The organism is Stenotrophomonas sp. ASS1, from assembly GCF_004346925.1.
Lineage (GTDB): Bacteria > Pseudomonadota > Gammaproteobacteria > Xanthomonadales > Xanthomonadaceae > Stenotrophomonas > Stenotrophomonas maltophilia_A.
Genome location: NZ_CP031167.1, coordinates 946,298 through 966,718 on the forward strand (window position 1 = coordinate 946,298; position 20,421 = coordinate 966,718).

The window sequence follows — 20,421 nt, forward strand, 5'->3', positions numbered from 1 at the left end:
GTGCGGTGACGATCACCACCAGCCCCAGCGACCATAGCCGCCCCAGTACGGGCCATACGGGCTCGGGCCCCACGGGCCATAGGGGTAGGGCACCACGTCGACCTGACGCTGTTCCGGCCACAGGTAGATCACATCGGCCGACAGCTTCGGCAGGCGGTAGTCGTATTCGCCGATGCGGGTGTTCTGGTAGCCGTCGATCTTGCCGATGAAGGTCACGTCACGACCGGCTTCGAACACCGCCGGGTCGTAGAAGCCGGCACGGCAGGCGATGAAACGACCGTCGCTGGCATCGGACGAAGTGGTGTTCGGGCGGCCACTGCCATTGAGCGGGCGCGAGATGATCTGGAAGCAGGTCTCGCCCTGGCCGGGCTTGGTTTCGATGATGCGACCGCCCCAACGGACCGGCGTGCCGACCTGCTGGGTAGCGACCGAATCGCGAGGGGAGACCAGGCTGAACTGTCCCTGCAGCGGCTTGGGGGCCGTGGCGCAGGCCGACAGGGCCAGCGTGGCCACAGCGGTGAGAAGGAACTTGGTGTTCATGGGGAGGCTCCGGAAGTCGGGCGATGCCTGCGCAGGTCCCGCAATAATGAAGCGAGGTCGGTGCAAGTTCCAGCGTAACGCGCATCAGCGAAACGCTGGCTGAGCGCGAGCAAGGCCGGGTCAGGACGCTGCCGGTGTACGCGCTGTGCCCAGTCCTGGGCGGTTTCGTGCGGTTCACGGGCCAGGCCGAGGCGGGCGTAGCGCCGTCCGAGCCGGTGCCACGCGCGCAGCAGCGGGTCGCGTTCGCGCTCGCCACGGGCCAGCAGCCAGGCCATCCACGCCAGCGCCAGCAGTGCGGCCACCACGAAGCCAGCGACCAGCTGCCCAGGGCCCAGATCGTCCAGCCCGAACGGCTTGAGCAGCTGTTGCTGGCGGCGCGCATCGAACGACAGCACCAGGTCGTTCCAGCCGCGGCGCAGCCAGTCGCCCAGCTGGCCCAGCTGCAGCCAACGCTGCTGCAGTGGCGTGTCCGTGCCGGCCTGCAGGCGGTCATCCAGTGTGTCCAGGATGCGTTCCGGTGCCACGGCTGCGGTCGGGTCAACCCGGACCCAGCCGCGCTGCGGCAGCCACACCTCGGCCCAGGCGTGGGCATCCATTCGCCGCACTACCCAGTAGTCGCCGATGCGGTTGCGGGTGCCGCCGGCGAAACCGGTCACCACCCGCGCCGGGACGCCGGCGTTGCGCATCAGCACCACGAAGGCCGAGCTGAAGTGTTCACAGAAGCCGGCCTTGTAGCCGAACAGGAACTCGTCGATCGGGTCGCGTCCCGCCGCAGGGGTGTCCAGCGTGTACGAGAAGTCGGTGGTGATCCATTGCAGCGCGCGGCGCACGATGGCCTCGTCATCGCTGCCAGCCTCCTGTCGCCATTGCTGCGCCAACGTGGCGGTGCGCGGGTTGAAGCCGGTTGGCAGCTGCAGCGTCGCGCGGCGCAGATAGGGCGACAGCGTGCTGTCGAAACGCAGGGGAGGGGCCGAATGCAACCGCCAGCGGCTGAGCGAGGCCAGCGGGCGTTCGCTGTTCAGGCTCATGTCCGCATCCAGCATGCTGCCTGCAGGCGCGCGGCTGGGCAGGTCCAGCGCCACCAGCTGGCGGCGGTCGGTCGGCTCGTAGTCGATCTGGTAATCCCAGCCCTGTGTACTTGCTTCAACCACCGCAGCAGGCCGCCGCGCGCTGGCGCGGTCGCGTGTCCAGCGCCGTCCATCGAAGGCTGTCAGTACAGGGCCGCGCCAGTAACGCTGCGCCGGCTCGGGTGGAGTGCCGAAGAACTGCACGCGCAGCGCCGGGCTGTCGTCGGCCATCAGGTCCAACCACTGGCCGGGCTCCATGCTGTCGGACAACCCCGGTGTACCCACGGCGCGCTCGGGAACACCCCACAGTGGTGTGGCCAGGCGCGGGAACAGCCAGAAGCAGGCCAATGCCAGCGGCAGGCCGATCGCCAACAGGCGGCCGACACCATGCAGCTGCCCGCGCAGTGGCAGGCGGCCGGCATGACCTTCATCCTGGGCCAGGCGTTGCAGCGCGATCAGTGCGCTGCCCCCGGCCAGCGCGGCCAACGCGGTTGTCAGCGGCCCCTGGTCGAGCAGGAATGCTGCAAAGGGCGAGAACAGCGCGAAGCCGAGCAGGCTGCGGGCATCACGCAGGCTGCGCAGCTCGCTGGACTTGATCGCCAGCATCGCGGCCAGCAGTGCGCAACCGGTATCGCGCCCGGGGCGCACCATGCCCATCTGCCAGACGATGGCGCCGAGCATGCCCAGCACCAGCAGCAGGCGTACCGGCATCGGCAACACTGTCCGCCACGACAGGGCGGCGGTGATGATCGCCGCCAGCGCGATCACACCAGCCAGCAGTGGCGGCAGCTGCAGCAGCAACGGCAACAAGGCCAGCGCCGCGCTGGCCAGGGTCCAGTTGCGGGCATTGCGGTCGAGCAGGGCCGGGGTCTCAGTCATGCGGCATCAGCGCCAGCGCGCGCAGGCACAGGTGATGGTGGCTGGCGCCCTGACCGGGCCCGAACGGCGGGTGTGCAGGCAGCAGCAGGGTGTAGCGGCGGCCCTCGCGCTCTGCCACATCCACCCAGCGCGCCAATCGAGCGATGCGTGCTTCATGGCCCAACGGCGCCAATGCGCGCCAGTCGAGGATCACTTCGATGCCGACCGGCTTTTCGTACTCGCGCACCAGCAGGCTGTCGCGGCGAGCCGAGTGCTTCCAGGAAATGCTGCGCGGCGCATCGCCCGCCCGGTAGGGGCGCAGCTGATGCAGTTCCTCGCCGCTGGCATGGGCGCGGGTGTGCAGCGGATCGCTGCCGCGCTCCGGCAGTGCAGGCGCCACGGCTTCGGCCAGCGGGTAGACCAGCAGCGGCTGTTCCGGCCACACCCACGACCACGCCCGCACCAGGCCCAGCGGCTGGGTGGTGGACAGTCGGATGCGCGGCAGTTCCAGCCAGCCACGGCGTTCGCTGGGAACGTCCAGTTCCACTTCGCCACGGCCGTGCGCAGGCAGCGAGGTCCAGGCGTTGCTGTCACCCAGCTGCAGATGCAGGCCGTGCCGCGCACGCGGGTCACGCAGTGAGAGGTCCACGCGCAGACGCAATGGTTGCCCGGCCGCTACCGGCTCGGCGGAGATCGCATCGATCTGCACGCCGGACAACTGGAGATGCGCGGCAATGGCACTGGCGATTGCTGCTGCCGCGAGCAGCAGGGCCAGCAGCAGCGCCGGGTTGTTGTTGTAGTTCAGTGCGCCCAGCAGCATGGCCGCCAGCAGGGTGGCAACGAACAGGCCGAAGCGGGTGGGCAGCACATAGATGCGATGGCGGTCCAGCCGCCTCGGCAAGGCTTCGGGCCTGCGTGGCCGAGCCAGCAGCTGCATGCGTGCCCAGCGTGTGGCCACGCTCAGTCCACCGCGACGGTCTGCAGGATCGCGCGCGCCAGTGCCGGACCCGAACTGGATTCGGCTTCCGCCACCAGTCGGTGACCGGCCACCGCCACGAACAGGGTCTGCACGTCTTCGGGCACCACATGGCCGCGCCCCAGCAGCAGTGCATGTGCCTTGGCCGCGCGCAGCAGCGCCAGGCCCGCACGTGGCGACAGGCCCACGCGCACACCGGCATGCTGGCGGCTGCGGGTCAGCAGCGCCTGCACATAGTCGATCAGCGCGTCGCTGGCATGCACCTGGTTCACTGCGTCGCGCAGCGCGCGCACCTGGGTGTCATCCAGTTTCGGTACGGCACGCGCGATCAGGTCGCGGCGATCGCTGCCGCGCAGCAGCTCGCGCTCGGCCTGCGCGCTGGGGTAACCCATCGCCAGTCGCAGCAGGAAGCGGTCCAGCTGCGAATCCGGCAGCGGGAACGTGCCGGACAGATCCACCGGGTTCTGCGTGGCGATCACGAAGAAAGGATCGGGCAGGGCATGGGTCTGTCCATCCAGGGTGACCTGTTGCTCGGCCATCGCTTCCAGCAACGCGCTCTGCGTGCGCGGTGGTGCGCGGTTGATCTCGTCGGCCAGCAGTACGTGGGTGAACACCGGGCCGGGGTGGAACTGGAACTGACGGCTGCCGGCTTCATACACCGACACGCCCAGCACATCGGCGGGCAACAGATCGGAGGTGAACTGCACGCGCTGGAAGCTGAGGCCGAGGCTGCTGGCCAGCGCATGCGCCAGCGTGGTCTTGCCCAGGCCGGGCAAATCTTCGATCAGCAGGTGACCGCCGGACAGCAATGCGACGAACGCCAGCCTGACTTCCGGCACCTTGCCCAGTACCAGTGCGTTCACCTGATCCTGTGCCTCCCGCAGGGCCTGACGCAATTGATCGGTTAGCATGCTGGGGTTGGGGGACGAAGCTGGCATGATCGTCTCAGATCTGGAATCCACTCGATTATCCATAGAGCAATGCAAGGCGAACAGCGCGCACGGACGATATTTCTCTGGTTATGGACGCTGGTCACAGCGGCCAAGCTGATCGTTGCCGCGCGCTTGCCGCTGTTCGTCGACGAAGCGTTCTATTGGCAGGAAGGCCAGCATCTGGCCGCGGCCTATTCGGATCTGCCCGGGTTGACCGCCTGGCTGGCCCGCCTGGGCGTGGAGCTCGGCGGTCATCACGTGCTTGCGCTGCGCCTGCCGTTCCTGGCCATCGGTGCACTGTTGCCGCTGCTGGTGGTGCGCACGGCCACGCGCTGGTTCGGCAATGTGGCGGGTTGGCAGGCGGGCAGCCTCACGCTGTTGATGCCGTTGTCGGCGACGCTGGGCCTGCTGGCGGTACCCGACGTGCCGATGGCGCTGGCGGCGGTGATCTGCCTGCACGCCGGTGCGCGCCTGCTGCACAACGTGGATGCCTCCTCGGCGATGAAGCTGGCGCTGGGCCTGCTGATCGGTGCACTCAGCCACTACCGTTTCATCGGTGTCATCGGCGTCGGTTTCATCGCGCTGCTGGCATTGCCGCAGGGGCGGCGCATGCTGGCCGATCCGCGCGTATGGGTCGCACTGGCGGTGGGCGTGCTGGCATGGCTGCCACTGCTGGCGTGGAATGCGGACAACCACGATGCCGGTCTGAAATTCCAGGTGGTCGAGCGTCATCCCTGGGCCTTTGAATGGGGCGGGCTGTGGTTCCTGGTGATCCAGCCGATGCTGGTGACGCCGATCCTGTGCATGGCGATGTGGAAGGTGGCGCTGGCAGGAACCCGGAGCGGTGGCGGTGCGCGCGTGCAGTGGCGCTATTTCGGCCTGGTGGGCGGCGTATCCACGCTGGGCATTTTCGTGCTTGGCTTCTTCACTGACGTCGAGCGGATCAGTTTCCATTGGCCGCTGCCGGGCTACCTCGCACTGCTGGTGGCGGTGCCGGTAGTGCTCAACGGCTGGCCGCGCTGGCTGCGCCGCACCGGCTGGTGGCTGGCAGGCGCGGGCATGGTGCTGGCGTTCGGCTACTACCTGATGGCATCCACGCCGGCACTGCGCGAGCAGATGGCCGGCAGCAAGTACTACCCGCGCAATTTCGCTGGCTGGCAACCACTGGCCGTAGCGGTCCATGAAGAGCTTCGGCAGATGCCGGAAGGGACGCGCGTGCTGGCCGGCAACTTCAAGGTCGGCGCCGAACTGGGCTTCCAGCTGGGCAATGGCAACATCGAGGTGCTGCCGCATCCGCTCAATGACAAGCATGGCCGCACCGCGCAGCTGGCACAGTGGGGCCTGCTGCATGAGGGCGAGCGCACGGCGCCGATGCTGCTGGTGCTGTCACCCAGCGACCAGCGCTATCGCGAACTGCTGGAGCGCTATCACGCCATCTGCGATCAGGTGGGGCCGATGCCGGCGCCGCGCGTGGTCAGCAGTGATCACGGGTTCCAGCGCTTCCTGTTGTTCCGCCTGCCGGTGCAGCGCGCGGAAGGGCCGTGCGTGACGCCGGCGATGGCGTGGCTGGATGCGCCGTCCAATGGCGAGAAGGTGTCCGGCACGTTCGCGATCAAGGGCTGGGCGTTCAAGGATGGCGTCGGCCTGGCACGCGTCGAAGTGCTGGTCGATGGCCGTTCCATCGGTGACGCCCGCTATGGGCGTGTGTTCGACGTGCGCCCCGTGTGGCCGGACAGCACCGATCCGCAGCACCCGGCGGTGGGCTTCGACGCATCGCTGGATACCACCACGCTGGCGCCGGGCAGGCATTGGCTGGGCCTGCGCCTGTATGGCCGCGATGGCAGCGTGGAGCAATGGCAGGAGCAGCCGTTCGAGGTCCGTTGAGGCTTCTGCTTTTGTAGGGTCGAGCCATGCTCGACTGCTTTTTCCGGGCCGCCTGCCATCTACAGCAGAAGCAGTCGGGCAGGGCTCGACGCTACAGTTCAGGGCACCGCGAAACCGGCCCTGCGCAGCAATCCGCATACCGCGATCAGCGGCAGGCCGACCAGCGCGGTCGGGTCGCGGTTGTCGATGGCGTCGAACAGGCTGATGCCCAGGCCCTCGCATTTGAAGCTGCCGGCGCAGTCCAGTGGCTGCTCGGTGGTCACGTAGCGGGCGATCTCGTCCGGTTCCAGTGCGCGGAAGCAGACTTCGGTCAGATCGACGGCCGTGAATGATTCTCCATCACGGCTGAGACAGACGGCGGTGTGGAAGCGCACGGTCTGCCCGGACATCGCTGTCAGCTGCGCACAGGCGGCCTCGACCGTACCGGGTTTGCCCAGCGGCTGGCCGTTCAGGTCCGCGATCTGGTCCGAGCCGATTACCCAGGCGCCCGGATGGCGGGCAGCCACCTCGGCGGCCTTGGCCGCAGCCAGGCGCGTGGCCAGAGCCCGCGGCGCTTCGCCATTCAACGGGGTTTCATCCACCTCCGGGCGCGCGCAGTCGAAGGCAAGGCCCAATCGCTGCAGCAGCTCGCGGCGGTAGCGGGAGGTGGAGGCCAGGACCAGTGACATGCGAGAATACCGGGGCAGGGCGCGGCAGTCTGGCGTGTCCGCAGCGCCAGCGGCAAGTCCTGTATGGCGGGCATTTGACAGCCGCCGCCCCGATCCTTAGTATTCAGCGGCTTATGTCCGCGAACGTGCCCGAAACGCTGGATGCCTGGCGGATGGTTGTAGCGCGAAGGCGCTTCGACGGTCAGGTGTCCCTGGCTGAATTGACCCGCCTGCAGGGGTTGGTCGCAGATACCGACGGTGAGTGCAATTACTCGCTTGAATTCGGTCGCGACGACGTCTTGCGGGTATCCTATGTGGAATTGACCATCGACACCGCGTTGCCGCTGACCTGTCAGCGCAGCATGCAGCGATTCCTGTTGCCGGTGAAGATGACCCAGAGGCTTGGCCTGATCCGCGACGAGGACGAGGAATCGTCCCTGCCGGAGGAGTACGAGGCGTTGCTGGTGCCGGAAGACGGCCAGCTGCGTCCGCTGGACCTGGTCGAGGACGAGTTGGTGCTGGCGGTGCCTGTGGTGCCGCTGTCGCCCGACGGTGAGGCAGTCGATCAGGACTGGGCACCGAGCGAAGAAGAAACAAAGCAGGCCAACCCGTTTGCGGCGTTGGCGGCATTGAAGAAACAATAGCAGCCGGTTGTCGTCGGCGGCTGCGGCGAAAGCGAAAAGTGTGCTGGGCGCTGGCGTCCTGTGCGACGAAACGACGAAGCAAAACGAACCGAGTTTGGAGCAATCCCATGGCTGTCCAGAAATCCCGTGTTACCCCGTCCCGCCGCGGCCAGCGCCGTTCGCATGACGCCCTGAGCGCCAAGCAGCTGTCGACCGACCCGACCACCGGCGAAGTGCATCTGCGTCACCACATCACTGCCGATGGTTTCTACCGCGGCAAGAAGGTCATCCAGACCAAGACCTCGGCCGTCGAAGAAGATTGATGTGCCGGGAAGGCCGCTGCCTCCGGGCAGCGGCCTTTGCCTTCTTTCCCGGGCGTGCCGGTGATCGGCGGCCCGCGCAACAGGAAACATGATGAGCAAGCGGATCTATTCGAGGATCGCGGGCACCGGTAGCTATTTGCCGGAGAAAGTCCTGACCAATGCCGACCTGGAAAAAATGGTCGAAACCTCGGATGAGTGGATCCAGTCGCGCACCGGAATTCGTGAACGGCACATCGCGGCCGAAGGCGAGACCACCAGCGACCTTGGCTACAACGCTGCCCTGCGCGCGCTTGAAGCCGCAGGCATCGATGCCTCGCAGCTCGACATGATCGTGGTCGGCACGACCACCCCTGACCTTATTTTCCCGTCCACCGCGTGCCTGATCCAGGCCAAGCTCGGTGTGGCCGGGTGCCCCGCCTTCGACGTCAATGCAGCCTGTTCCGGCTTCGTGTTCGCGCTGGGCGTGGCCGACAAATTCATCCGCTCCGGCGACTGCAAGCACGTGCTGGTGATCGGCACCGAAACGCTGACCCGCATGGTCGACTGGAACGATCGCACCACCTGCGTGCTGTTCGGTGATGGCGCCGGCGCCGTCGTGCTCAAGGCCGACGAAGAAACCGGCATCCTCAGCACCCACCTGCATGCCGATGGCAGCAAGAAGGAACTGCTGTGGAACCCGGTTGGCGTCTCGAGTGGTTTCAAGGACGGCGCCAACGGTGGTGGCACCATCAACATGAAGGGCAACGACGTGTTCAAGTACGCCGTCAAGGCGCTGGACTCGGTCGTGGACGAGACCCTCGCCGCCAACGGCCTGGACAAGTCCGACCTGGATTGGCTGATTCCGCACCAGGCCAACCTGCGCATCATCGAAGCCACCGCCAAGCGCCTGGACATGTCGATGGACCAGGTCGTGGTCACCGTCGACAAGCACGGCAACACCTCGTCCGGCTCGGTGCCGCTGGCGCTGGATGCCGCCGTGCGCTCGGGCAAGGTCGAACGTGGCCAGCTGCTGCTGCTGGAAGCCTTCGGCGGCGGCTTCACGTGGGGTTCGGCTCTGCTGCGCTATTGATAGTGCAAGTTACGACAACGTGAAGCTTTGTCGTTGCGGCCCCTCTGGGGCCGTAACGCGTTTAAGGAGGACCTGTCATGGTTGAGCCCATCGTCATCGAAGGGCAACGTGCCTGGCTGAAGCAGTACGGCAAGGGAAGCCGCGCGCTGGCCCTTGGCCTGCTCAATTTTGTTGCCCGTCGTTTTCATCTGGATGCCCTGCGCCCGCCGCCGCACCGTGGCGGTGACGCCGCGCGCGAAACCGAAGCCCGTCGCCTTGCAGAACTGCAGGCGCAGGGCGTGAACGTGCCCGATGTGCTGGGCACCGGCCATGCTGCGCTGGTGATCGGCGACAACGGCAGTTCGTTCAATACCTGCCTGCGCGAAGCCGACGAGGCCGGTCGCGACCGCCTGGTGATGGCGGCCATGCTGGCCATTGCCGCAGCGCATGCGCGCGGCGCCTATTTCGGCCAGCCGTTGCCGCGCAATCTCACCTGGGATGGCGAGAAGGTCGGTTTCATCGACTTCGAGGAAGATCCGCTGGAAGTGATGGATCTGTCCGAAGCGCAGGCCCGCGACTGGCTGATGTTCGGCTATGGCGTGGCCAAGTACTACGCCGACCGCCCCGAGCACCTGCAGGCGATGATGGCCGAAGCGATGGGCGACGTTCAGGCGCCCGTGCGCGAGCACGTGCATGCGGTCAGTGGCCGCCTGCGCAGCCTGGCCCGGGTCTGCATGAAGCTGGGCCGCTCGGCGCGCGCGCTGGCCCACTCCATCTTCATCGCCCATGGCGCCAGCACCGCTGGCGTGCTGATGCTGGTGGGCCTGTGCGTGGATTTCCTCGCCGACGGCGATCTGGACGTCCTGCAGCTGTTCTGCTGACTGTGCGTCCGCCGGGCCATGCCCGGCGGCGTTCCGCGGCTGGCCCACCATACGCCTGCATACGCGCACGTACAGACGACACAGCGGATTCGCCCTTATCATGGCCCGCTTCGATTGCAACAAGCGGATGACCGCGTGACCGTATCCACCCTCGCTTTTGTCTTCCCCGGCCAGGGCTCGCAGTCTGTGGGCATGGTGGCCGAGCTGGCCGAACTGCACCCGCAGGTGCGTGAAGCCTTCACCGAAGCATCCGATGGTGCCGGCGTCGACCTGTGGGCGCTGTCCCAGGGGGGCCCGGAGGAAATGCTCAACCGCACCGAATACACCCAGCCGGCCCTGCTGGCCGCAAGCATCGGCGTGTGGCGCGCCTGGAACGCCGTGTGCGGTCCGCGCCCGTCGGTGCTGGCCGGTCACAGCCTGGGCGAGTACACCGCCCTGGTTGCCGCTGGCGCGCTGAGCCTGCATGACGGTGCGCACCTGGTGCGCCTGCGCGGCCAGCTGATGCAGGAAGCCGCACCGGCCGGCGTCGGTGCCATGGCCGCCGTGCTCGGCGCCGAAGACCAGCTGGTGCTGGACGTCTGCGCCGAAGCCGCAGGCAGCCAGGTGGTGGTGCCGGCCAACTTCAATTCGCCGGGCCAGATCGTGATCGGTGGCGACGCCGACGCGGTCGACCGTGCGCTGGCGCTGCTGGCCGAGAAGGGCGTGCGCAAGGCGGTCAAGCTGGCCGTGAGCGTGCCCTCGCACACCCCGTTGATGCGCGAAGCCGCCAACCGCCTGGCCGAAGTGATGGCCGGCCTGGCCTGGCAGGCGCCGCAGCTGCCGGTGGTGCAGAACGTCGACGCCAAGGTGCATGACGGCATTGACGCGATCCGTACCGCGCTGGTCCAGCAGCTGTACCAGCCGGTGCAGTGGACCGGGTGCGTGCAGGCGCTGGGTGGCCGTGGCGTCACCCGGATCGCCGAGTGCGGCCCGGGCAAGGTGCTGACCGGTCTGGTCAAGCGCATCGACAGGGCCATCGACGGCCGTTCGCTGGCCACGCCAGGCGACTTCGAAGCCGCCCGCGAGGCATGGTCGGCCTGATCCCCCTTGTTCCTGCCGACCGTACCGGTGGCCGCTGCAAGCGGTACGGGTACGGCGGCCGTCCCAGCCTGAGGAAAACATCATGAGCAAGCCCCTGCAGGGTGAAATCGCACTGGTCACCGGCGCCAGCCGTGGCATTGGTGCCGCCATCGCCGATCTGCTGGCCGCCCAGGGCGCCACCGTCATCGGCACCGCCACCACCGAATCCGGCGCCGCCGCGATCGGTGAGCGCCTGGCCGCCCACGGTGGCCACGGCCGCGCGCTGAACGTCACCGACGCAGCTGCGCTGGACAGTGTGCTCGATGGCATCGCCAAGGAATTCGGCCCGATCTCGATCCTGGTCAACAATGCCGGCATCACCCGCGACAACCTGCTGATGCGCATGAAGGACGAGGACTGGGCGTCGATCATCGACACCAACCTGACCAGCGTGTTCCGCACCAGCAAGGCGGTGATGCGCGGCATGATGAAGGCGCGCAAGGGCCGCATCATCAACATCGCATCGGTGGTGGGCGTGACCGGCAATGCCGGCCAGGCCAACTACGCTGCCGCCAAGGCCGGCATCATCGGCTTCAGCAAGTCGCTGGCCAAGGAAATCGGTTCGCGCGGTGTCACCGTCAATGTTGTCGCACCCGGCTTCATCGACACCGACATGACCAAGGCGTTGCCGGAAGAAGCGCGTACCGCGCTGATCAACGACATCGCCCTCGAACGCCTGGGTTCGCCGGAAGACATCGCCCATGCGGTGGCCTTCCTGGCCGGCCCGGCTGCCGGTTACATCACCGGCGAAACCCTCCATGTGAACGGTGGCATGTACATGCCGTAAGCAAGGGGCGCAGGGATTGCGCCGCAAGTGGTTGATCTGCGGAGGTTTTTGCTGCGATGCAAGGCCGCGCCGGTTTCCACTACACTATCCCACGGCCATCGCCTTTGATGGCGACCACTTTTGAACCACAACTCCATCTGGAGCGAGATCCCATGAGCACCATCGAAGAACGCGTCAAGAAAATCGTCGTCGAACAGCTTGGCGTCAAGGAAGAAGAAGTCACCAACAGCGCATCGTTCGTCGATGACCTGGGCGCTGACTCGCTGGACACCGTCGAGCTGGTGATGGCCCTGGAAGAAGAATTCGAGTGCGAGATCCCGGACGAAGAAGCCGAGAAGATCAGCACCGTGCAGGCCGCCATCGACTACATCAAGGCCCACGTCAAGGCCTGATGTCAGACGGCAGTGCGCGCGCGGGCTCACGCTCGCCGCGCACCGCACCCCATGGGGCCGCTGTTGCGGCCCCGTGTGTTTGAGCATCACACCGAAGCAAACCGAGTTGCCCGTTGAAATCATCCGGGCCAGGAGAATCAGCAATGAAGCGTCGCGTCGTCGTAACCGGCCTGGGTATCGTCTCGCCGTTGGGCAATGATCTGGCCAGCAGCTGGGAAGGCATCACCCAGGGTCGTTCGGGCATCGGTCCGCTGACCAACGTTTCTGATGCCTATCTGGATCGGTTCACCACCAAGATTGCAGGTGAGGTCAAGGGATTCGACATCACCGCCGACAATGAACTGTTCGGCAAGTTCCGGGTCAGCGGCAAGGATGCCAAGAAGATGGACCCGTTCATCCATTACGGCCTCGGTGCCTCGTTCATGGCCCTGCACGACTCGGGCCTGGAAATCACCGACGCCAATGCCGAGCGCATCGGCGCCATCGTCGGCGCCGGCATCGGCGGCCTGCTCGGCATCGAAGAGCAGACCATCGAGTTCCATGAGGGCAAGAAGATCTCGCCCTTCTACGTGCCCAAGACCATCATCAACATGCTGCCGGGCCAGCTGAGCATCATCACCGGCCTGAAGGGCCCGTCGTTCTCGGCGGTGTCTGCGTGCGCAACCTCGAACCATTCGATCGGCACCGCCATGCGCATGATCCAGTACGGCGATGCCGACGTGATGGTGGTCGGTGGTGCCGAGCGTGGCTCGTCGCCGACCGCACTGGGCGGCTTCTGCGCGATGAAGGCCATGAGCACCCGCAACGACGCCCCGGAACAGGCCTCGCGCCCGTGGGACAAGGACCGTGACGGCTTCGTGCTGGGCGACGGCGCCGGCATCCTGATCCTGGAAGAGTACGAGCACGCCAAGGCACGTGGCGCGAAGATCTACTGCGAACTGGCCGGCTTCGGCGCCAGCTCCGACGCGTACCACATGACCGCACCGAGCGAGAACGGCGAAGGCGCCGCCCGCTGCATGGTCATGGCCATGAAGGACGCCGGCGTGACCCCGGAACAGGTGGGCTACCTCAACGCGCACGGCACCTCCACGCCGCTGGGCGACCTGGGCGAGACCATGGCGATGAAGACCGCCTTCGGCGACCACGCCTACAAGATGATGGTCAGCTCCACCAAGTCGATGACCGGCCACCTGCTGGGCGCTGCCGGCGGCGTGGAAGCGATCTTCTCGGTGATGGCGCTGCAGGACAATGTCATTCCGCCGACCATCAACCTGCAGCAGCCGGGCGAAGGCTGCGATCTGGACTACGTGCCCAACGAAGCGCGCCAGGCCAAGGTCGACGTGGTGATGTCCAATGGCTTCGGCTTCGGCGGCACCAACGGCACGCTGATCTTCAAGCGCGTCTGAGCGACGTTGTAGCGTCGAGCTTGCTCGACTCCGCCCTTGTGTAGAGTCGAGCCATGCTCGACTGAACGTGCAACACAGTCGAGCAAGCTCGACTCTACGCACGAGGAGGCCGCCGCAAGGCGGCTTCCGTGCATCTGAATCCCCGAACTGGCCGCCATGACCCACGCACCGCTGATCCACCCGCTGCCGCACCCGATCGATCTGCTGGCCCTGCAGCAGCACGACCCGTCGCGCTTCCCGCTGCTGATGGAATCCACTGCCTCGGGCACCGCCCAGGGCCGCTGGAGCCTGCTGCTGGCCGCGCAGGGCGATAGCCTGCGGCTGGATGCCGATGGCCAGGTGCGCGACCAGCATGATGCGGTGCAGGCCGGCAGCTTCCTGCAGGTGCTGGACCGCGCCTGGCAGCACGAACGCCTGCCGCATGACGGCAGCCACAGCCTGCCGTTCCGCGGCGGCTGGGCGTTGATGCTGGACTACGAAGTGGCCAGCCAGATCGAACCGGTGCTGCCGGCGCGTGCGCGCGAGGACGGCCGCCCGACCGCACTGGCACTGCGCTGCCCGGCCGCGGTGCTGCACGACCATCACCACGAGGCCAGCTTCGTCATCGCCGAAGCCGGCGAGCAGGCGTTGCTGGATGCGCTGGTGGCACTGGCCTCAGCCGCGCTCCCCGAAGCCGGGCAGGGCTGGCAGCCACCGCAGTCGGTCGGCGAGGACGCGCCGCAGCGCTTCACCGACGGCGTGCGCCGGGTGATCGAGTACCTGCGTGCCGGCGATGTGTTCCAGGTGAACCTGTCGCGGCGCTGGAGCGCGCAGTTTGCCGCACCGGTCAGCCCGCAGGCGCTGTACGCGCAGCTGCGCCGTGCCAACCCGGCACCGTTCGCCGGCCTGTTCAGCGCGCACGGCCGCCATGTGGTCAGTTCCTCGCCGGAGCGGCTGGTGTCGGTGCATGCCGGCCACGCGCAGACCCGTCCGATTGCCGGCACGCGTCCGCGCTTCGAGGGGGACGATGATGCTGCGCGCATCCAGGAGCTGGTCGGTCACCCGAAGGAGCGTGCCGAGCACGTGATGCTGATCGACCTGGAACGCAACGACCTGGGCCGTATCTGCCTGCCCGGTACCGTGGTGGTCGATGAGCTGATGACCGTGGAGAGCTACGCGCACGTGCATCACATCGTCAGCAACGTCAGCGGCCATCTGCGCCCGGAGGTCACCCCCGGCGAGGTGATCGCCGCCACCTTCCCCGGCGGCACCATCACCGGCTGCCCGAAGGTGCGCTGCATGCAGATCATCAGCGAGCTGGAGCAGGTGCCGCGTGGTGCCTACACCGGCGCGTTCGGCTGGCTGAACCGCGATGGCGACCTGGACCTGAACATCCTGATCCGCACCGCCGAAGTGGATGGCCACGAGGTGAGCTTCCGCACCGGCGCCGGCATCGTGGTCGACTCGGACCCGGACAAGGAACTGGACGAGACCCGCGCCAAGGCCCGCGGCCTGCTGCGCGCGCTCGGCCAGCAGGGGTAGGCGTATTCCGGTAGTGCCGGCCGCTGGCCGGCAACCTCATGCACCCATGATCCGCGCGATTGCCGGCCAGCGGCCGGCACTACCGGTACCGGTGGGTGCCATTGTTCGGGTGGGTGCCGACCGTCGGTCGGCACAGGCGCATGCCCCCGGTCATGACCCCAATCCACCGGCACGGTATCCTGCACGACGGAATCGAGTTCAGAGGTAGTCCATGGCGGGAGCCAAGCGCGGGTGTCTGTTCGTGGTAACGCTGGTGGTGGTGCTGGCCGCCGTCGTGGCCGGCGCGGGCGCGTGGTTCTTCTACCAGCAGACCCGGTTCGCCGACGCCCCGATCACCCCGTCCGCCGAAAGCGTGGTCATCGCCAGTGGCGACGGCATGAGCACGGTGCTGCGCAAGCTGCGCGACGCCGGCGTGGACGAGGGCCAGGACGCGCAGTGGCAGCTGCTGGCGCGCCAGCTCGATGCGGCCGGCAAGCTGAAGGTGGGTGAGTACGCGCTCAGCAGCGACCTGACCCCGCGTGATCTGCTGCTGCGCATGCGCGCCGGCAAGGTGCTGCAGCACCGCGTCACGATCATTGAAGGCTGGAACATCCGCCAGTTGCGTGCCGCGCTCAAGCGCGCCGAGCCGCTGCTGCACACCACCGACAACCTCGATGACGCCGCGCTGATGCAGCGCCTCGGCTTCGGTGGCCAGCATCCGGAAGGCCGCTTCCTGCCGGAGACCTACGTCTACCAGCGTGGCGACAGCGATCTGGATGTGCTCAAGCGTGCTCACGCTGCAATGCAGGACGCACTGGATGAAGCCTGGGAAAGCCGTGCGCCGGACCTGCCGATCAACACGCCCTACGAACTGCTGACGATGGCCTCGATCATCGAGAAGGAAACCGCGCTGGCCAGCGAGCGTCCGCAGATCGCCGGCGTGTTCATGCGCCGCCTGAAGATCGGCATGCGCCTGCAGACCGACCCGACCGTGATCTACGGCATCGGTGCTGCGTATGACGGCAACATCCGCCGCCGCGACCTGACCACCGATACGCCCTACAACACCTATACCCGCGCCGGCCTGACCCCGACCCCGATCGCCATGCCCAGCCGCGATGCGCTGATGGCAGCCGCGCAACCCGCAGCGGGCGACGCGCTGTACTTCGTCGCCGTGGGCGATGGCAGTGGCGCGCACGTGTTCTCGCCCAGCCTGGACCAGCACAACGCCGCAGTGGCCCGCTACCTGCAGCAGCTGCGCCAGCAACGTACCAAGGAGACCCCGGCGCAATGAGTCCCGCGCTGCTTCGCCACCCGCGTTTCGTCAGCCTGGAAGGCGGCGAGGGCGCAGGCAAGACCACCGCCATCAATGCCATCCGTGACTGCCTGCGCAGCCACGGCCACGAGGTGGTGCTGACCCGCGAGCCGGGCGGTACGCCGCTGGCCGAGCGCATCCGTGGCCTGGTGCTGAAACCCGATGCCGAGATCGCCGCCGAGCCGCTCAGCGCCGAAGCCGAGCTGCTGCTGGTGTTCGCTGCACGCGCGCAGCATGTGCGCCAGGTGATCCAGCCCGCACTGCAGCGCGGCGCCTATGTGCTGAGCGATCGCTTCACCGATTCCAGCTACGCCTACCAGGGCGGTGGCCGTGGCCTCGACCCGCAGTGGATTGCCGATCTGGAACGACGCGCGGTGGGCCTGCTGCCGGGCCTGACCCTGCTGCTGGACGTGGACGTGGCAGTAGGCCGCGCACGCGCCAACGGGCGCGATCTGTGGCCGGACCGCATCGAAAGCGAACAGGATGATTTCTTCCAGCGCGTGCGCGAAGTGTTCCGCAGCCGCGCGCAGCAGGACCCGCAGCGCTTCGCGCTGATCGACGCCGGCCAGGTGCAGGCGCGTGTAGCGGCCGATGTGGTCGCGCAGGTCGAGCGCTGGCTGCAGGACGGGGAGGGCGCATGAGCACATTCTCGCCGTGGCAGCAGCGCGCGTTCGACCAGACCGTGGCAGCGCTCGATGCCGACCGCCTTGGTCATGGCCTGCTGATCTGCGGCCCGGCCGGGCTGGGCAAACGCGAGGTGGCACTGGCGCTGGCCGACCACGTGCTGGCGCGCGGTGATGCCGCGCATGCCACGCGCACGCGCCAGCTGATCGCCGCCGGCACCCATCCTGACCTGCAGCTGGTCAGCTTCATTCCGAACAAGAGCGGCGACAAGCTGCGCACCGAGATCGTCATCGAGCAGGTGCGCGAGATCACCGACAAGCTGGCGCTGACCCCGCAGTACGGCGTGGCGCAGGTGGTGATCGTCGACCCGGCCGATGCGATCAACCGCTCGGCGGCCAACGCGCTGCTGAAGACGCTGGAAGAGCCGCAGCCCGGCCGCTACCTGTGGCTGATCAGCAGCGACCCGGCGCGCCTGCCGCAGACCATCCGCAGCCGTTGCCAGCGTCTGGAATTCAAGTTGCCGCCGCAGCACGAAACGCTGGCCTGGCTGCAGCAGCAGGGCCACAGCGAAGCATCGGCACGCGAAGCGCTGGACGCGGCGCGCGGCCACCCCGGCCAGGCCGACAACTGGCTGCGCGAAGATGGCCTGAGCCTGCGCCGCGAAGTGGGCCGCGAGCTGGAACAGCTGGCCGCCGGCAAGACCGGCGCGGTGGAGCTGGCGCAGAAGTGGTGCGGTGATGACAACGCGGCGCTGCGCCTGCGCTTCGCCGCCGACCTGGCGCTGGCCCAGGCCAGCACCGATGCCTTGACCACGCCGGAGCGATTGCACAAGCTTGCAGCCTGGTTCGATGCGGCCAACCGCACCCGCGACCTGCTGCGCACCACGGTGCGTGCAGACCTTGCCGTGGTCGAGTTGCTGCTGGCCTGGAACAAGGTGAACGAGCGGCCTGCCGCAAGGGGAAATCGATGAGTGCCAGCAACGCCCGCCAGGGCATCCTGTCCCTGGCCGTGAAGGACAAAGCCGCGCTGTACAGCGCGTACATGCCATTCGTGAAGAACGGCGGCATCTTCGTGCCCACGCCCAAGCGCTACTTCCTGGGTGACGAAGTGTTCCTGCTGCTGACCCTGCCCGATTCCAGCGAGCGCCTGCCGGTGGCCGGCAAGGTGATCTGGGTGACCCCGGCCGGCGCGCAGGGTAACCGCACCGCCGGCATCGGCGTGCAGCTGGCCGACGGTGCCGAAGGCGAGGGCGTGCGCCACAAGATCGAGACCCTGCTGGCCGGCCTGACCGGCTCGGACAAGCCGACGCACACGATGTAAGGCTGCGCCGGGCTGTTCTGTAGAGTCGAGCCATGCTCGACTGCCGCCCTCGAAAACACCCGTGAACACGAATGTGAAAAACGGTTGACGGCCTCTGAAAAGCCCCTATAATGAGCGGCTCAGCAACACACCGGGCGGTTAGCTCAGCGGTAGAGCATTGCCTTCACACGGCAAGGGTCACAGGTTCGATCCCTGTACCGCCCACCATGTTGCAGAACGAAAGAAGCCTCCAGCAATGGGGGCTTTTTTGTTGCCTGTGATTCCGTAGTGCCCGCCGAAGCGATCACCGTTTCAGCCGAAGTCCTCCAGCAGCTCGCGCGCGTTCATCGTCGTTGCATCCAGCAGGTCGTGACCGTTGCCCGCCCGCACCACCACCGCCAGCAGGCTACGGCCCACATCGGCATTGCCGCCGCTCAGTTCCATCTCGCCTTCAAAGCACAGATCGGCCAACCATTCATGGGCCTGCTGCAGTCCGCGCTTGCGGACGCGGCGGAACTCCGCGAGCAGCTTCGCCTGGCCGGCCTCCTGTTCACCATCGGCAAGCAGGCCGATGGCACCGCCGTGCGCCGCGCGCCAGATGGCCGGTAGCGGGCGACCGTTCGCGTCCACCACGTCCGCCGAGAACTGCGCGCAGTACATTTCGTAGCGCTTGCCCGCTGTGCTGCAGGGCACGATGCCGGCCTCGGCCAGCAGGCGTTCGGCTTCATCCAGTTTGCTGAACTTCAAGCGCAGCAGTGCAGGACGGCTCAGGTGTTGTGCCAGCGCCTGCTGGTTGGCGGTGAACCAGACGTTCCAGCCCACGCTTGCGCGGCCTTCCAGTGCGGCCTTGAAGTACTCCAGGTGTTCGGCGTCCATTGCGGTCTCCTGCGCTCCCTGCTCGATTGTAGCGGGCGCATATCCGGGCCGGTCAGGCGTCGTCGCCGGAGAGGCAATGATGTGCCTCGCGTACCAGCTGTCGCGCGGCCACGATCAGCCCGTCGGTGTGGAAGGCGCCCAACTGTTCGTCCGGATCGCCTTCGTTACGCACGTGGGCGGGCCCGTGCTACGAATGGAAGCAGAGGGTTCCATTCCTGCGCTGTCCCACCGCCCCGGGCAGGCGTAGTCTCGGCCCGTTGCCGTGCCCATCCACTCTGGAGTGCCACCATGCCGCTCGCCCGTATCGATCTTCGCAAAGGTAAATCCGCCGACTACCTGCAACGCGTCGGCGAAACCATCTACCAGGCCATGCGCGCGGTGGGCGTGCCGGAGAACGATCGCTTCCAGATCTTCCAGCAACACGAGCCGGGCACGTTGATCTATGACCCCGGTTACCTGGGCGTGGACCGCACCGACGATTTCATCTGCATCCAGATCACCTGGAACGAAGGGCGCACGCTGGAGCAGAAAAAAGCGTTGTACCTGGGCATTGCCGATGGCCTGCATGCGGCGGTGGGTATCCGCCGAGAGGATGTGTTCATCAACCTGGTGGAAGTGAAGCGGGAAAACTGGTCGTTCGGTAATGGTGTGGCCTAGTACGTGAGTTGATGCGCGAAAAGCATCCACGCATGGCGTGGATCTACTGAATGGAGGGCGTGTGCGGGGGAGGTCAGCGCTGCGTCACCGTGTCGCAGGGGGCAAACTCTGAACATGGTCCAAGGTTGGCCATGGCCCCGTAGAATGGCGGCGTGCGCCGTTCTGCTCTCCACCGCCGGTTCCAGGCCCTGGCATGGCTTGCCATGCTGCTGGTGCTGCTTGCCCCGCTGGTGAGCCGCTGGCTGGCGCATGGCCACGTCGCGGCCGCCGCACCGGTGGCCGCCATGGACCACGCGATGCACGCAGAGCATGCGCAGCACGCGATGGAAGGCCATCACGACCACCACGCGATGGCGATGCCGCACGGCGAGGCCGCAAAGAAGCCACCTGCCGATCCACACGCCGATCATGAGATGGGCGTGGACTGCGATTACTGCCTGATCGCTGCACGGCTGATCACGCTGCTGGTGGCGGCAGTGCTGCTGTTGGCGCCGATGGCACCGGTGTGCCGCGCGCTGCGCGGTGCGGTGCGATCGTTGCCGCAACGGATCAGCGGCACATTGGGAGCGCGTGGGCCGCCGGCTCTGATGGCTGCCTGAGCCGCACGCGCGTTGCATTGAAGATTTTTCCATGAGGTTGCCGGCCACGGCCGGTGCCCGCACGCGCG

At 67.1% G+C, this 20,421-nt stretch carries 22 protein-coding genes and 1 tRNA gene; 17 read left to right on the forward strand and 6 right to left on the reverse strand.

The window, feature by feature from the left end; genetic code table 11:
* Positions 1–12: 12 nt before the first annotated feature.
* Genes MG068_RS04405 through MG068_RS04420 form a run of 4 tightly spaced genes read right to left on the reverse strand, consistent with a single transcriptional unit; the run spans position 13 to position 4,379 of the window.
* Entirely contained in the window at positions 13–540 is a 528-nt protein-coding gene (locus MG068_RS04405; protein ID WP_032127773.1) for a Slp family lipoprotein, read from the reverse strand.
* Positions 537–2,486, reverse strand: a complete 1,950-nt coding sequence (locus tag MG068_RS04410; protein ID WP_132809344.1) for a transglutaminase TgpA family protein — start codon at positions 2,484–2,486, stop codon at positions 537–539. Before MG068_RS04410 ends, MG068_RS04405 begins: the two co-directional genes overlap by 4 nt.
* Positions 2,479–3,402 carry a DUF58 domain-containing protein gene (locus MG068_RS04415; protein ID WP_165929947.1) on the reverse strand — a complete coding sequence of 308 codons (924 nt, stop codon included), beginning with the start codon at positions 3,400–3,402 and terminating at the stop codon, positions 2,479–2,481. The genes MG068_RS04410 and MG068_RS04415 overlap by 8 nt, the downstream gene beginning before the upstream one ends.
* Before the next feature lie 23 nt (positions 3,403–3,425).
* The gene (locus MG068_RS04420) at positions 3,426–4,379 is read right to left on the reverse strand and encodes an AAA family ATPase (protein WP_032127770.1); all 954 of its coding nucleotides are present in this window, start codon (positions 4,377–4,379) and stop codon (positions 3,426–3,428) included.
* Positions 4,380–4,421: 42 nt separating this feature from the next.
* On the opposite strand from MG068_RS04420, the gene MG068_RS04425 reads away from it, so the two are divergent.
* The gene (locus MG068_RS04425) at positions 4,422–6,257 is read left to right on the forward strand and encodes a glycosyltransferase family 39 protein (protein WP_032127769.1); all 1,836 of its coding nucleotides are present in this window, start codon (positions 4,422–4,424) and stop codon (positions 6,255–6,257) included.
* Positions 6,258–6,355: 98 nt separating this feature from the next.
* Here MG068_RS04425 and MG068_RS04430 read toward each other — a convergent pair whose 3' ends face one another.
* The gene (locus MG068_RS04430; protein ID WP_132809348.1) at positions 6,356–6,925 is read right to left on the reverse strand and encodes a Maf family protein; all 570 of its coding nucleotides are present in this window, start codon (positions 6,923–6,925) and stop codon (positions 6,356–6,358) included.
* A 113-nt stretch (positions 6,926–7,038) separates the two neighbouring features.
* Here MG068_RS04430 and MG068_RS04435 point away from each other — a divergent pair, with 113 nt between their 5' ends.
* The 14 genes from MG068_RS04435 (at position 7,039) to MG068_RS04500 (ending at position 18,449) form a co-directional block, all read left to right on the forward strand.
* Entirely contained in the window at positions 7,039–7,548 is a 510-nt protein-coding gene (locus tag MG068_RS04435) for a YceD family protein (protein ID WP_132809350.1), read from the forward strand.
* Positions 7,549–7,655: 107 nt separating this feature from the next.
* The gene (gene rpmF, locus MG068_RS04440; RefSeq protein WP_005408308.1) at positions 7,656–7,850 is read left to right on the forward strand and encodes a 50S ribosomal protein L32; all 195 of its coding nucleotides are present in this window, start codon (positions 7,656–7,658) and stop codon (positions 7,848–7,850) included.
* Positions 7,851–7,941: 91 nt separating this feature from the next.
* Complete coding sequence (locus MG068_RS04445; protein WP_132809352.1) at positions 7,942–8,919, forward strand: beta-ketoacyl-ACP synthase III; 978 nt, start codon at positions 7,942–7,944, stop codon at positions 8,917–8,919.
* A 77-nt stretch (positions 8,920–8,996) separates the two neighbouring features.
* On the forward strand, positions 8,997–9,779 hold the full coding sequence (locus MG068_RS04450; RefSeq protein WP_132809354.1) for a BUD32 family EKC/KEOPS complex subunit: 783 nt from the start codon (positions 8,997–8,999) through the stop codon (positions 9,777–9,779).
* Between the two features lie 135 nt (positions 9,780–9,914).
* Positions 9,915–10,859 (forward strand): ACP S-malonyltransferase, encoded by a 945-nt coding sequence (gene fabD / locus MG068_RS04455; protein WP_132809356.1) that lies wholly within the window; start codon positions 9,915–9,917, stop codon positions 10,857–10,859.
* A gap of 82 nt (positions 10,860–10,941) precedes the next feature.
* Positions 10,942–11,685 carry a 3-oxoacyl-ACP reductase FabG gene (fabG, locus tag MG068_RS04460; protein WP_004146899.1) on the forward strand — a complete coding sequence of 248 codons (744 nt, stop codon included), beginning with the start codon at positions 10,942–10,944 and terminating at the stop codon, positions 11,683–11,685.
* Between the two features lie 152 nt (positions 11,686–11,837).
* Positions 11,838–12,077, forward strand: coding sequence for an acyl carrier protein (gene acpP, locus MG068_RS04465; protein ID WP_005415509.1), 240 nt, complete (start codon positions 11,838–11,840; stop codon positions 12,075–12,077).
* Between the two features lie 143 nt (positions 12,078–12,220).
* Complete coding sequence (gene fabF / locus MG068_RS04470) at positions 12,221–13,483, forward strand: beta-ketoacyl-ACP synthase II (RefSeq protein WP_049463472.1); 1,263 nt, start codon at positions 12,221–12,223, stop codon at positions 13,481–13,483.
* Between the two features lie 156 nt (positions 13,484–13,639).
* A complete protein-coding gene (locus MG068_RS04475) occupies positions 13,640–15,004 on the forward strand; it encodes an aminodeoxychorismate synthase component I (RefSeq protein ID WP_132809358.1) in 1,365 nt (454 codons plus the stop codon).
* Positions 15,005–15,215: 211 nt separating this feature from the next.
* On the forward strand, positions 15,216–16,277 hold the full coding sequence (gene mltG, locus MG068_RS04480) for an endolytic transglycosylase MltG (RefSeq protein ID WP_132809360.1): 1,062 nt from the start codon (positions 15,216–15,218) through the stop codon (positions 16,275–16,277).
* Positions 16,274–16,939: a dTMP kinase gene (tmk, locus tag MG068_RS04485; RefSeq protein ID WP_049400648.1), complete on the forward strand. Its 666-nt coding sequence runs from the start codon at positions 16,274–16,276 to the stop codon at positions 16,937–16,939. Before mltG ends, tmk begins: the two co-directional genes overlap by 4 nt.
* Complete coding sequence (locus MG068_RS04490; protein WP_132809362.1) at positions 16,936–17,892, forward strand: DNA polymerase III subunit delta'; 957 nt, start codon at positions 16,936–16,938, stop codon at positions 17,890–17,892. The genes tmk and MG068_RS04490 overlap by 4 nt, the downstream gene beginning before the upstream one ends.
* Positions 17,889–18,242 (forward strand): PilZ domain-containing protein, encoded by a 354-nt coding sequence (locus tag MG068_RS04495; protein WP_005412452.1) that lies wholly within the window; start codon positions 17,889–17,891, stop codon positions 18,240–18,242. Before MG068_RS04490 ends, MG068_RS04495 begins: the two co-directional genes overlap by 4 nt.
* 132 nt (positions 18,243–18,374) lie before the next feature.
* Positions 18,375–18,449 (forward strand) — tRNA-Val (locus MG068_RS04500).
* Positions 18,450–18,533: 84 nt separating this feature from the next.
* Here MG068_RS04500 and MG068_RS04505 read toward each other — a convergent pair.
* Positions 18,534–19,097: a hypothetical protein gene (locus MG068_RS04505; protein WP_132809364.1), complete on the reverse strand. Its 564-nt coding sequence runs from the start codon at positions 19,095–19,097 to the stop codon at positions 18,534–18,536.
* 288 nt (positions 19,098–19,385) lie between these two features.
* Here MG068_RS04505 and MG068_RS04510 point away from each other — a divergent pair, with 288 nt between their 5' ends.
* A complete protein-coding gene (locus MG068_RS04510) occupies positions 19,386–19,754 on the forward strand; it encodes a tautomerase family protein (protein WP_132809366.1) in 369 nt (122 codons plus the stop codon).
* 203 nt (positions 19,755–19,957) lie between these two features.
* A complete protein-coding gene (locus MG068_RS04515) occupies positions 19,958–20,353 on the forward strand; it encodes a DUF2946 family protein (protein WP_132811108.1) in 396 nt (131 codons plus the stop codon).
* The last annotated feature ends 68 nt before the right edge of the window (positions 20,354–20,421 follow it).